Origin of the sequence: Streptomyces sp. NPDC000348, assembly GCF_042898795.1 — a bacterium.
Taxonomy (GTDB): Bacteria; Actinomycetota; Actinomycetes; order Streptomycetales; family Streptomycetaceae; genus Streptomyces.
The window spans coordinates 484,227-496,244 of record NZ_JBIAZD010000003.1 but is presented as its reverse complement, the minus strand read 5'-3'; the positions used below and the strand labels follow the sequence as shown (position 1 = coordinate 496,244).

14 protein-coding genes are annotated in these 12,018 nt (G+C 72.9%); 6 read left to right on the top strand and 8 right to left on the bottom strand.

Annotated features, from left to right (window positions below; genetic code table 11):
* Window positions 1-5: 5 nt before the first annotated feature.
* The 3 genes from ACFY3N_RS09160 to ACFY3N_RS09150 all read left to right on the top strand — a co-directional run bounded on the left by ACFY3N_RS09160 (window position 6) and on the right by ACFY3N_RS09150 (window position 1,729).
* A complete protein-coding gene (locus ACFY3N_RS09160) occupies window positions 6-494 on the top strand; it encodes a phage holin family protein (RefSeq protein ID WP_390815950.1) in 489 nt (162 codons plus the stop codon).
* Window positions 491-1,441: an alpha/beta fold hydrolase gene (locus tag ACFY3N_RS09155; protein WP_390815949.1), complete on the top strand. Its 951-nt coding sequence runs from the start codon at window positions 491-493 to the stop codon at window positions 1,439-1,441. The genes ACFY3N_RS09160 and ACFY3N_RS09155 overlap by 4 nt, the downstream gene beginning before the upstream one ends.
* A gap of 105 nt (window positions 1,442-1,546) precedes the next feature.
* Window positions 1,547-1,729 carry a hypothetical protein gene (locus ACFY3N_RS09150; RefSeq protein WP_390815948.1) on the top strand — a complete coding sequence of 61 codons (183 nt, stop codon included), beginning with the start codon at window positions 1,547-1,549 and terminating at the stop codon, window positions 1,727-1,729.
* Between the two features lie 49 nt (window positions 1,730-1,778).
* Here the strand turns inward: ACFY3N_RS09150 and ACFY3N_RS09145 are convergent, their stop codons facing one another.
* The 3 genes from ACFY3N_RS09145 to nth form a co-directional block, all read right to left on the bottom strand.
* On the bottom strand, window positions 1,779-2,978 hold the full coding sequence (locus ACFY3N_RS09145) for a MarP family serine protease (RefSeq protein WP_390815947.1): 1,200 nt from the start codon (window positions 2,976-2,978) through the stop codon (window positions 1,779-1,781).
* A gap of 45 nt (window positions 2,979-3,023) precedes the next feature.
* On the bottom strand, window positions 3,024-3,719 hold the full coding sequence (locus tag ACFY3N_RS09140; protein ID WP_390815946.1) for an NUDIX hydrolase: 696 nt from the start codon (window positions 3,717-3,719) through the stop codon (window positions 3,024-3,026).
* 91 nt (window positions 3,720-3,810) lie between these two features.
* The gene (gene nth / locus ACFY3N_RS09135) at window positions 3,811-4,827 is read right to left on the bottom strand and encodes an endonuclease III (protein ID WP_390815945.1); all 1,017 of its coding nucleotides are present in this window, start codon (window positions 4,825-4,827) and stop codon (window positions 3,811-3,813) included.
* Between the two features lie 336 nt (window positions 4,828-5,163).
* Here nth and ACFY3N_RS09130 point away from each other — a divergent pair, with 336 nt between their 5' ends.
* Window positions 5,164-5,838 carry a Crp/Fnr family transcriptional regulator gene (locus ACFY3N_RS09130; protein ID WP_390815944.1) on the top strand — a complete coding sequence of 225 codons (675 nt, stop codon included), beginning with the start codon at window positions 5,164-5,166 and terminating at the stop codon, window positions 5,836-5,838.
* 458 nt (window positions 5,839-6,296) lie between these two features.
* On the opposite strand, the gene ACFY3N_RS09125 is transcribed toward ACFY3N_RS09130, so the two are convergent.
* The 4 genes from ACFY3N_RS09125 to ACFY3N_RS09110 all read right to left on the bottom strand — a co-directional run bounded on the left by ACFY3N_RS09125 (window position 6,297) and on the right by ACFY3N_RS09110 (window position 8,847).
* Window positions 6,297-7,130, bottom strand: coding sequence for an MBL fold metallo-hydrolase (locus ACFY3N_RS09125; protein WP_390815943.1), 834 nt, complete (start codon window positions 7,128-7,130; stop codon window positions 6,297-6,299).
* A complete protein-coding gene (locus ACFY3N_RS09120; protein ID WP_390815942.1) occupies window positions 7,127-8,008 on the bottom strand; it encodes an NUDIX hydrolase in 882 nt (293 codons plus the stop codon). The genes ACFY3N_RS09125 and ACFY3N_RS09120 overlap by 4 nt, the downstream gene beginning before the upstream one ends.
* Before the next feature lie 213 nt (window positions 8,009-8,221).
* Window positions 8,222-8,689, bottom strand: coding sequence for a RidA family protein (locus tag ACFY3N_RS09115; RefSeq protein WP_390815941.1), 468 nt, complete (start codon window positions 8,687-8,689; stop codon window positions 8,222-8,224).
* Window positions 8,686-8,847 (bottom strand): DUF4177 domain-containing protein, encoded by a 162-nt coding sequence (locus tag ACFY3N_RS09110; protein ID WP_142194045.1) that lies wholly within the window; start codon window positions 8,845-8,847, stop codon window positions 8,686-8,688. Before ACFY3N_RS09110 ends, ACFY3N_RS09115 begins: the two co-directional genes overlap by 4 nt.
* A 127-nt stretch (window positions 8,848-8,974) precedes the next feature.
* Between ACFY3N_RS09110 and ACFY3N_RS09105 the strand changes: the two genes are divergently transcribed.
* Window positions 8,975-9,952: an ArsA family ATPase gene (locus ACFY3N_RS09105; protein ID WP_390815940.1), complete on the top strand. Its 978-nt coding sequence runs from the start codon at window positions 8,975-8,977 to the stop codon at window positions 9,950-9,952.
* A 208-nt stretch (window positions 9,953-10,160) separates the two neighbouring features.
* Entirely contained in the window at window positions 10,161-11,579 is a 1,419-nt protein-coding gene (locus ACFY3N_RS09100; RefSeq protein WP_390815939.1) for an ArsA family ATPase, read from the top strand.
* Between the two features lie 47 nt (window positions 11,580-11,626).
* On the opposite strand, the gene wblA is transcribed toward ACFY3N_RS09100, so the two are convergent.
* Complete coding sequence (gene wblA / locus ACFY3N_RS09095) at window positions 11,627-11,965, bottom strand: transcriptional regulator WblA (protein WP_390816071.1); 339 nt, start codon at window positions 11,963-11,965, stop codon at window positions 11,627-11,629.
* Between the last annotated feature and the right edge of the window lie 53 nt (window positions 11,966-12,018).

Sequence of the window (12,018 nt, the reverse complement as noted above, 5' to 3'; positions counted from 1 at the left end):
CCGCGATGAGCGCACCCGACGGCAGCCCGGTCGGCGCCGAACGCAGCATCGGCCAGCTGTTCGCCTCGGCGACGGCTGACATGTCGGCGCTGGTGCACGACGAGATCGCGCTGGCGAAGGCGCAGCTCAAGCAGGACGTCAAGCGGGGCGCGACCAGCGGCGGCGCGTTCACGGCGGCCGGTGTGCTGCTGCTGTTCTCCCTGCCGATGCTGAACTTCGCGCTCGCCTACGGCATCCGCACCTGGAGCGACTGGAACCTCGCGGTCTGCTTCCTGCTCTCCTTCGCGGCGAACGTGCTGATCGCGCTGTTCCTCGCGCTGATCGGCGTCGTCTTCGCGAAGAAGGCGAAGAAGGGCCGGGGCCCGCAGAAGGTCGCCGCCTCGGTGAAGGAGACGGCGGGCGTGCTGCAGAAGGCCAAGCCGCACCCGCGCCCCGAGCTGCCCGAGGACCGGGGCCCCCAGGCCATCGAGGCTGTGGCACGCTCGTCCTCATGACGGAACCCGCCCCCCCTCCGGCGCAGCCCGCTTCGGTCGTACGGCTCGACATCCCCGGCGGCACCGGACTGACGCACCGGGACGTCGCCGCCAACGGCGCCCGCTTCCACATCGCGGAACTGGGCGACGGCCCCCTGGTGCTGCTGCTGCACGGCTTCCCGCAGTTCTGGTGGACCTGGCGGCACCAGCTGACGGCGCTCGCCGACGCCGGTTTCCGGGCCGTCGCCATGGATCTGCGGGGTGTCGGCGGCAGCGACCGCACACCGCGCGGCTACGACCCGGCCAACCTCGCGCTGGACATCACCGGGGTGATCCGCTCCCTCGGCGAGCCGGACGCCGCGCTGGTCGGGCACGACCTGGGCGGATACCTGGCGTGGACGGCGGCGGCGATGCGCCCCAAACTCGTACGGCGGCTCGCGGTCGCGTCCATGCCGCATCCGCGACGCTGGCGCTCGGCACTGCTCTCCGACGCCAGGCAGTCGGCCGCGATGTCCCACATCTGGGGCTTCCAGCGGCCCTGGATCCCGGAGCGCCGGCTCACCGCGGACGACGGGGCGCTGGTGGCCGAGCTCATCCAGGACTGGTCCGGGCCGCGCCTGCCGGACGAGGAGGCGCTGGAGAACTACCGGAGGGCCATGTGCATCCCGTCCACGGCGCACTGCTCGATCGAGCCGTACCGCTGGATGGTGCGCTCCCTGGCCCGGCCGGACGGCATCCAGTTCAACCGCAGGATGAAGCGGCCCGTGCGGGTGCCGACGCTGCACCTGCACGGCTCACTGGACCCGGTGGTGCGCACGCGCAGTGCCGCGGGGTCCGGGGAGTACGTCGAAGCGCCCTATCGCTGGCGGCTGTTCGACGGGCTCGGGCACTTTCCGCACGAGGAGGATCCGGTCGCCTTCTCGACGGAACTGATCAATTGGCTGAAGGATCCCGAACCCGATCGGTGAGCCGGCCGAGCACGTGTCCGACGGTCGGCCAATTGCCCCGCGCATAAGCCAATTGAGGGCGCGTGAGGTGGTTATCGACCTTGGGGCGGGGGCAGACGTCCGGGTATGGGCTGGACGCACGACTACAGTGACGCAGGCCGCGACCGCCGCTCGGCGGGCGGTATGGGCTCCCACCAGCGAGGCGGTGCACCGCAGATGGCAGGTACGGACCTCAGGGTGGGAATCCCGCGCATCCTCCGCCGCAGGGCCCGCTGGGTCTCCGTCCGCCTGCGCCACCCGCGCGGCTGACGGTCCGTACGGCTGACCCCCGGGGCGGACGGGAAGCCGACGGCGGGGCCTAGAGCGCGCAGCTGTCGCTGTCCACCTCCTGGTTGGCGCTGCGGCCCGTGGCGATGTCGTCCTGGATCTCGTCCACGGTGAGCGCGTAGCCCGTCTCCGCGTCGTCGAGCGACTTCGCGAAGACCACGCCGTAGACCTCCCCCTCGGGGGTGAGCAGCGGGCCGCCTGAGTTGCCCTGACGGACCGTCGCGTACAGGGAGTACACGTCACGGCGGACGGTGCCGCGGTGGTAGATGTCGGGGCCGTTGGCCGTGATGCGTCCGCGCAGGCGGGCCGCGCGGACGTCGTACGCCCCGTTCTCCGGGAAGCCGGCGACGATGGCGCCGTCGCCGCTGCTCGCGTCCTCGGCCGTGAACCGCAGCGCGGGCGCCTTCAGATCGGGCACGTCGAGGACGGCGATGTCGCGCTTCCAGTCGTAGAGGACGACCGTCGCGTCGTACTTCCTGCCCTCGCCGCCTATCTGCACGGTCGGCTCGTCGACGCCGCCCACGACATGCGCGTTGGTCATGACGCGGCGCTCGGCGAAGACGAAGCCGGTGCCCTCCAGGACTTTGCCGCAGCTCGGGGCGGTGCCCGTCACCTTGACGATGGAGCGCTGCGCGCGGAGGGCGACGGGGCTGCCCGCCAGGGCCGGGTCCGGGGGCCGGACGTCGGTGATCGGCTCGTTGGCGAAGGGGCTGAAGACCTGCGGGAAGCCGTTCTGCGCGAGGACGGAGGAGAAGTCGGCGAACCAGGTGTCGGCCTGGTCGGGCAGTGCCCGGGAGACCCCGAGCAGCACCTTGGAGCCGCGGACCTCCTTGCCGAGCGTCGGCAGCGTCGTGCCGGCGAGGGCCGAGCCGATCAGCCAGGCGACCAGGAGCATCGCGACGACGTTGACCAGGGATCCGCCCGTCGCGTCCAGCGCGCGGGCCGGGGACCAGGTGATGTGGCGGCGCAGCTTGTTGCCGAGGTGGGTGGTCAGGGCCTGGCCGACGGAGGCGCAGACTATGACGACGACGACCGCGACGACGGCGGCCGTCGTGCCGACCTCGGAGTCGTCCGTCAGGGCGTCCCAGATGACGGGCAGCGTGTAGACGGCGGCGAGACCGCCGCCCAGGAAGCCGATCACCGACAGGATGCCGACGACGAAGCCCTGGCGGTAGCCGACGACCGCGAACCACACGGCGGCGACGAGCAACAGGATGTCCAGCACGTTCACCGCTTCAAGCCTCGCCTCGTCCGACCCAGCACGGCGCCCACCCTGTCATGACCGCCAGTCCAGCGGGACCCGCCTGTCCCGGTCCCAGGGCCGCTCCCATCCCGCGAAGTGCAGCAACCGGTCGATCACCCCGGCGGTGAAGCCCCACACGAGGGCCGATTCGACCAGGAATGCCGGGCCCTGGTGACCGCTGGGGTGGACCGTGGTGGCCCGGTTGTCCGGGTGGGTGAGATCCGCCACCGGGACGGTGAACACCCGCGCCGTCTCGTTCGGGTCGACGACCCCCACCGGGCTGGGTACGCGCCACCAGCCCAGCACGGGTGTGACGACGAAGCCGCTGACCGGGATGTAGAGCTTCGGCAGCACGCCGAAGAGCTGGACGCCGGACGGATCGAGCCCCGTCTCCTCCTCGGCCTCGCGCAGCGCGGCCCGCAGCGGGCCGTCGCCCTGCGGGTCGCCGTCCTCGGGATCGAGGGCGCCACCGGGGAAGGACGGCTGTCCGGCGTGCGAGCGCAGTGAGCTGGCGCGCTCCATGAGCAGCAGCTCCGGGCCCCGCTCGCCCTCGCCGAAGAGGATGAGGACGGCGGACTGGCGCCCCGTGCCGTTCTCCGGGGGCAGGAAGCGGCTCAGCTGTCTCGGCGCGACCGTCTCCGCCGCGCGGGCCACCGGGTCCAGCCAGGAGGGCAGTCCCTCCCGGCTGAGCGTCACCGGGCCGCCCTGGGTACCGCTCGTCCTCGTCATCGCCACCCCCGTCGTCCGGCCGCGTCCCACGGGTCCAACGCCCGGCGGCCCCGAGATCGTTCCGCGGACCGCCGTCGTGCGCGCCGCCCCGTCATCCGGCCCCCAGCGGCGGCGCGGGCCGGCCGCCGGCGTCCAGGTAGGCCTGCGGGGGCTTCAGACGCTGGCCCGGCAGGCCGCCCTTCTCGTACTTGAGCAGCTTCTTCGCCTTCTCCGGGTCCGTCTCGCCCTCGCCGTACGCCGGGCAGAGCGGCGCGATGGGGCAGGCGCCGCAGGCGGGCTTGCGGGCGTGGCAGATCCGGCGGCCGTGCCAGATGACGTGGTGGGACAGGTCGGTCCAGTCCTTCTTGGGGAAGAGCGCGCCGACGGCCGCCTCGATCTTGTCGGGGTCGGTCTCCCCGGTCCAGCGCCAGCGGCGCACGAGGCGCTGGAAGTGGGTGTCCACGGTGATTCCCGGGCGGCCGAAGGCGTTGCCGAGCACGACGAACGCCGTCTTGCGGCCGACTCCGGGCAGCTTGACGAGATCCTCGAGCCGGCCGGGCACCTCGCCGCCGAAGTCCTCCGCCAGCGCCTTCGACAGCCCTATGACCGACCTGGTCTTGGCCCGGAAGAAGCCGGTGGGGCGCAGGATCTCCTCCACCTCCTCGGGGTTGGCGGCGGCCAGGTCCTCGGGGGTGGGGTACTTCGCGAAGAGGGCGGGGGTCGTCTGGTTGACGCGCAGGTCGGTGGTCTGGGCCGACAGCACGGTGGCGACGACGAGTTGAAAGGGGTTCTCGAAGTCCAGCTCCGGGTGGGCGTACGGGAACACCTCGGCGAGCTCACGGTTGATCCGGCGGGCGCGGCGGACCAGCGCGGTGCGCGACTCGTCCCCGGCCGGCTGGACGACGGTCTTCACCGGGGATGCCGTCACGGAGGCGGTCGCCTCCTTCGCCCCGGATGTCTTCGTTCCGGTCGTCTTCGTCCCGGTTGCCTTCGCCCCGGTCGTCTTCGTCCCGGTCGTCTTCGCCCCGGTCGTCTTCGCCCCGGTCGTCCTCTTCGCCGCCGCCTTCTCCACCGGTGTGTCCGTCTCCCCTGCCGCCCCGCTCGCACGAGCCGTCGGTTCCTTCTTCAACGACGACCCCTTTGTCGCTTTCGTCGTTTCCCTGCCGCCATCGGAGCCCTGTTCGCCCACGGCGGAATCACGACGCACACCCACTCACGCAGCTCCCCTCGGCCTGTGTCCTCACCGGCGATTCGGACACCCGGCCAGCCTACGACCCGGCACCGACATCCGCCCCGGACCCCGAAGATCGACGTCCAATTGGACCCCTGCCGCTTACCCCGACCGGTCCGTACGGCATCCTTGTGACAGATCACACTGTTTGGACCGTCCGGCAAAATGGGAACCACGGTCCCCTGGTACGTAGGGGAACAAGATCCCCTGAGCAGGTCGACAAGGAGAGAACTCGTGGACGACGTTCTGCGGCGGAATCCGCTCTTCGCGGCGCTCGACGACGAGCAGGCCGCCGAGCTTCGCGCCTCCATGAGTGAGGTGACCCTCGCACGGGGCGACTCCCTGTTCCACGAGGGCGACCCCGGCGACCGCCTGTACGTGGTCACCGAGGGCAAGGTCAAGCTGCACCGTACGTCCCCCGACGGCCGCGAGAACATGCTCGCCGTGGTCGGACCGGGCGAGCTGATCGGTGAGCTGTCGCTCTTCGACCCGGGTCCGCGCACCGCGACCGCCACGGCGCTCACCGAGGTCAAGCTGCTCGGGCTGGGCCACGGCGACCTGACGCCCTGGCTGAGCGCGCGCCCCGAGGTGGCCACGGCGCTGCTGCGGGCCGTCGCGCGCCGGCTGCGCAGGACCAACGACGCGATGTCGGACCTGGTCTTCTCGGACGTCCCGGGCCGTGTCGCCCGCGCCCTGCTGGACCTCTCCCGCCGCTTCGGCGTGCAGTCCGAGGAGGGCATCCACGTCGTGCACGACCTCACGCAGGAGGAGCTGGCCCAGTTGGTCGGCGCGTCCCGCGAGACGGTCAACAAGGCCCTGGCGGACTTCGCCCAGCGCGGTTGGCTCCGCCTGGAGGCCCGCGCGGTGATCCTGCTGGACGTCGAGCGCCTCGCGAAGCGCTCCCGCTGACCCCTGGCACCGGAGCCCCGCTTCCCACGGGAAGCGGGGCTCCGCCGTGTCCGCACGTCCTGCGTGCTCCCGCCATGCCCGGAACGCGGCGTGCCCCACGCGGCACGGCGATCCGGCGGCACGACGATTCCGCACGGCCGACACCGCGCACCGCCCCGCACCGGAGACGCAGGGCCGCATCGGGCGCGAGGGCTCCCTCGCGCGGGCGCACCACGCCTGCCGCCCTGTTGTCCGCGCGGGCACACCACGCCTGCCGCCCCGCCGCCCCGTCGTCGCCGCCGCGCGGAAGCGGCCGACGGCCGTCCTCGGACGCGGACCGGCCGGTGCCCCGCGGTCCCCTCGCCCCGTACGTCGACGGCCCCGGCCCCGGCTCGCCGGGGAGTACGCGCGCGTGCGCGGTGTGAGGGCCCGCGGCCCGGGTGATGCGGAGCGGGACCGCCGGCGGGAACCCGGCGCGGCTACTGGATGAGGCCGTGCTCCTGGAGGTACTCCAGCTGGGCGCGTACCGAGAGTTCCGCGGCCGGCCACAGGGAGCGGTCGACGTCGGCGTAGACGTGGGCGACGACCTCTGACGGGGCGCGGTGGCCGTTCTCGACGGCCGTCTCGACCTGGGCGAGGCGGTGGGCCCGGTGGGCGAGGTAGAACTCGACGGCGCCCTGGGCGTCCTCCAGGACGGGTCCGTGGCCGGGCAGCACCGTGTGGACGCCGTCGTCGACCGTGAGCGACCTGAGCCGGCGCAGCGTGTCCAGGTAGTCGCCGAGGCGGCCGTCGGGGTGGGCCACGACGGTCGTACCGCGGCCGAGGACGGTGTCGCCCGTGAGGACCGCCCGGTCGGCCGGGAGGTGGAAGCTCAGGGAGTCGGCCGTGTGGCCGGGGGTCGGTACGACCCTCAGCTCCAGGCCCCCGACGGTGATGACGTCCCCGGCGGCCAGCCCCTCGTCGCCGAGCCGCAGCGCCGGGTCCAGGGCCCGCACCTTCGTGCCGGTCAGCCCGGCGAAACGGGCGGCGCCCTCGGCGTGGTCGGGGTGACCGTGCGTCAGGAGGGTGAGGGCGACGCGCTTCCCGGCCCGCTCGGCGGTGCCGATGACGTGCCGCAGGTGCCCGTCGTCCAGCGGGCCGGGGTCGACCACGACGGCGAGGTCGGAGTCCGGTTCCGACAGGATCCAGGTGTTGGTGCCGTCCAGGGTCATCGCCGAGGGGTTGGGGGCCAGCACGTTGACGGCACGTGCGGTGGCCGGGCCGGAGAGGACTCCGCCCCGTGGCCGGCCGGGAAGGGCGCTCGCGTCCGTCATGCGGGGGCTCCACCGGTCCGGATGTGCTTGGTGAACTCGTCGTGTCCCGGCCAGGAGAGCACGATCTCGCCCTCCACCAGGCGCGCGGAGGCCAGCACCGGCGTGAGATCCCGCCCGGGCGCCGCGTCGAGCGCCTCCGCGGCCGTTCCGTACGCGGTGAGCCGGCGCAGTGTGGCGATGGTCGGGGGCATCATCAGCAGCTCGCCCCGGTCGTACGCCTCCGCCGCCGCGCGGGGCGTGATCCACACCGTGCGGTCGGCCTCCGTGGAGGCGTTGCGGGTGCGCTGGCCCTCGGGGAGCGCGGCGACGAAGAACCAGGTGTCGTAGCGGCGGGGCTCGAACTCGGGGGTGATCCAGCGCGCCCACGCGCCGAGCAGGTCCGAGCGCAGGACCAGTCCGCGGCGGTCCAGGAACTCCGCGAAGGACGTCTCCCGCGCGACGAGCGCGGCGCGGTCCGCCTCCCAGTCGTCGCCGGTCGTGTCGCCGACCACGGAGTCGGGGGTGGGCCCGGCGAGCAGGACGCCGGCCTCCTCGTACGTCTCCCGCACGGCCGCGCAGACGATCGCCTGGGCCCCCGCCTCGTCGACGCCGAGCCGGTCCGCCCACCACGCGCGCTCGGGGCCCGCCCAGCGGACGTGCCGGTCGTCGTCCCGCGGGTCGACGCCGCCGCCGGGATAGGCGTACGCGCCGCCCGCGAACGCCATGGACGTACGCCGGCGCAGCATGTGCACGGCGGGCCCGTCGCCGGTGTCCTTGAGCAGCATGACGGTGGCCGCGCGCTTCGGCACGACCGGCGTGAGATCGCCGCCCGCCAGCGCACGGATCCGCTCCGGCCACTCCGGCGGATACCACTGCCCGTCGGCCTGCGCATTCACCATGGCCGGAGGCTATCCCGTGACGGGCGGATGTTCGAGTGCCCGGGGAGGACCGCGTTACCGGCGCGCGACACGCCGTCGCGCCGGCCTCAGGCCCGAGGCGTCGCGCACCGGGGCCGCGGTCCCCGGGCCGCGCGATCACGCCGGGCGCCGGGGGCCCCGGCACGCGTGCCGGGATCACCGGGTCCCGCGCCTCGCGGGACCCGGTGGCGCGGGCTACGCCTCCGTGAGTTCCACCTGGACCTCGACCTCCACCGGGGCGTCCAGGGGCAGTACCGCGACGCCCACCGCGCTGCGGGCGTGGACGCCCTTGTCGCCGAGGACCTCGCCGAGCAGTTCGCTCGCGCCGTTGAGGACGGCCGGCTGGCCGGTGAAGTCCGCGGCGGAGGCCACGAAGCCGACGACCTTCACCACGCGCGCCACCCGGTCCAGGTCCCCGGCGACGGACTTGACCGCGGCGAGGGCGTTCAGCGCGCAGGTGCGCGCCAGCTCCTTCGCCTCCTCGGCGGTGACCTCCGCGCCGACCTTGCCGGTCAGCGGGAGCTTGCCCTCCACCATGGGCAGCTGGCCGGCGGTGAAGACGTACCGCCCCGACCGCACGGCCGGCTGGTACGCGGCCAGCGGCGGGACGACCTCCGGCAGGCTCAGGCCCAGCTCGGCGAGTTTCGCCTCGACGGCGCTCATCCCTGCTTCTCCCGCTTCAGGTAGGCCACCAGCTGCTCGGGGTTGTTCGGCCCGGGCACGACCTGGACGAGCTCCCAGCCGTCCTCGCCCCAGGTGTCCAGAATCTGCTTCGTTGCATGGACGAGCAGCGGCACAGTCGCGTATTCCCACTTGGTCATGCGGCCGACTCTAGCCCCCGCCCGCGCGGGGCGCGGCCCCCGTCCCGCTCCCTCGCGCGGGACGCGACTCCCGGGAACCGCCACCCGGAGCCGCCGGGGCGCGGGGCGAGCATTTAGGCTCGAAGACGTGAGCAGGCTCCAGGTCGTCAGTGGCAAGGGCGGAACCGGCAAGACCACGGTGGCCGCGGCCCTCGCGCTGGCCCTGGCCACGGAGGGGAAGCGGACGCTCCTCGTCGAGGTCGAGGGCCGCCAGGGCATCGCACAACTCTTCGAGACGGAGGCACTGCCCTACGAGGAACGGAAGATCGCTGTCGCTCCGGGAGGCGGCGAGGTGTACGCCCTCGCCATCGACGCCGAACTGGCCCTCCTGGACTACCTCCAGATGTTCTACAAGCTCGGCGGCGCCGGCCGGGCCCTCAGAAAGCTCGGCGCGATCGACTTCGCCACCACCATCGCACCCGGCGTGCGGGACGTCCTGCTCACCGGCAAGGCGTGCGAGGCGGTGCGCCGCAAGGACGGACACGGGCGGTTCGTCTACGACTACGTCGTGATGGACGCCCCGCCGACCGGCCGCATCACCCGTTTCCTCAACGTCAACGACGAGGTCGCCGGACTCGCCAGGATCGGCCCGATACACAATCAGGCGCAGGCGGTCATGCGGGTGCTGAAATCGCCGGAGACGGCCGTGCACCTGGTGACGCTGCTGGAGGAGATGCCGGTCCAGGAGACCGCCGACGGCATCGCGGAACTGCGCGCCGCGCGGCTGCCGGTGGGGCGGGTCATGGTGAACATGGTCCGCCCGGAGACGCTGGACGGGGAGGGCCTGGAACTCGCGGCGGCGGTCCCTCGTTCCTCCATCGCGCGGGCACTGTCGTCCGCCGGTCTGGGCGGCGCGCGGCGCGGGGGACACGCCGAGCGGCTGGTGGACCCGTTGCTCGCGCAGGCGGAGGAGTACGCCGAGCGGTACGCGCTGGAGGCCGAGCAGCGCGCCGTGCTGGCGGCCCTCGACGTGTCGCTGCACGAGCTTCCGCTGCTCGCGGAGGGCATGGACCTGGCCGGCCTGTACCAACTGGCCAGGGAGCTGCGCGAGCAGGGCGTGTCATGACCGGCCGCGCCCGCACGGTGCGGCCCCGAAGCGCCCGCCACCACCGCACCCGCCCCGTCACGAGTCCGAAGCACAGGCACCACCGCACCCGCCCCGTCACGAGTCCGAAGCACAGCCACCACCGCACCCGCCCCGTCACGAGTCCGAAGCACAGCCACCACCGCACCCGCCCCGTCACGAGTCGGAAGCACCGGAAGCAGGGGATGTCATGAGTCGTCGTCCGGAACCGGCGCAGGCCCAGGACCCGGCCCGTCACCACCTCTCCCCCACCCGCACGCTCTACGTCGACCCGCTGATCGAGGACCCCGCCACCCGGATCGTGGTCTGCTGCGGCTCGGGCGGGGTCGGCAAGACGACCACCGCCGCGGCGCTCGGCCTGCGCGCGGCCGAGCGGGGGCGCAAGGTGGTGGTCCTCACCATCGACCCGGCTCGCCGGCTCGCCCAGTCCATGGGCATCGACTCGCTCGACAACACCCCGCGCCGGGTGAAGGGCATCGACGACTCCGCGGGCGGCGAACTGCACGCGATGATGCTCGACATGAAGCGCACCTTCGACGAGATCGTCGAGGGGCACGCGGACCCCGACCGGGCCGCCGCGATCCTGGGCAACCCCTTCTACCAGTCGCTCTCGGCGGGCTTCGCGGGCACGCAGGAGTACATGGCGATGGAGAAGCTGGGCCAGCTGCGGTCCCGGGACGAGTGGGACCTCATCGTGGTCGACACCCCTCCGTCCCGTTCCGCGCTGGACTTCCTGGACGCCCCCAAGCGGCTCGGGTCCTTCCTCGACGGCAAGCTCATCCGCGTCCTGCTGGCCCCGGCGAAGGTCGGCGGCCGCGCGGGGATGAAGTTCCTGAACGTCGGGATGTCGATGATGACCGGCGCCCTGGGCAAGGTGCTCGGCGGCCAGTTGCTGAAGGACGTGCAGACGTTCGTGGCCGCGATGGACTCGATGTTCGGCGGGTTCCGCACGCGCGCGGACGCCACGTACAAGCTGCTCCAGGCGCCCGGGACGGCGTTCCTGGTGGTGGCGGCCCCGGAGCGGGACGCGCTGCGCGAGGCCGCGTACTTCGTGGAGCGGCTGGCGGCGGAGGAGATGCCGCTGGCCGGGCTGGTCCTCAACCGGGTGCACGGCAGCGGCGCGGACCGGCTGTCGGCCGAGCGGGCGCTGGCCGCCGCGGAAAATCTTGAGGACTCCGGCATTGTGGATCAGGAGGACGGGAAAGCTGGACTTCGTAACTCCCCCGAAACGTACGGAAGTTCAGAACCCTCCACACCATCCTCCGCTTCCGGCTCACCGGCACGGGACGTCCCCGGCACAGGCTCCCCCGCCACCGCGGACGACACCGAAGGCGCGAGCACGAAGGACACCGACACGGACGCGAACGCGGACGCCGACGCGGACCGGTCCGTCGACCGGCTCACCGCGGGTCTGCTGAGGCTGCACGCCGAGCGGATGCGGCTGCTCTCGCGCGAGCAGCGCACACGCGACCGCTTCACCGCGCTCCACCCCGAGGTGGCGGTGACCGAAGTGGCAGCGCTGCCCGGCGACGTGCACGACCTCGCGGGACTGCGGGACATCGGCGACCGGCTCGCGGCCCACCGGCCGGAGCTGCCCGAAACGCCCTGACGGCACCTGGTCCGGAACCGGGCGGGGCCGGGAGCCCCCGGGGGCCCTCAGCTCACCGCGGCGTAGTTCTCGTACACCTCGTCGTCGTCGAGCGGTACGACACCCGACCCCCGCTCGTACTCCGAGCGCGCGGTCTCCAGCAGCCTGCGCCAGGAGGTCACGGTCGGCCGCCGGCGCAGCAGTGCGCGGCGCTCACGCTCCGTCATGCCTCCCCATACGCCGAACTCGACACGGTTGTCGAGCGCGTCAGCCAGGCATTCGGTGCGTACCGGACATCCGGTGCACACCGCCTTGGCCCTGTTCTGCGCTGCTCCCTGAACGAACAGTTCATCCGGATCGGTAGTGCGGCAGGCAGCCTGCGCACTCCAGTCGGTAACCCAGCCCATACCGGCGCCGTCCTCTCCCGAATCGAGGCTCCCCCACGGCGGCAGCGGCATAT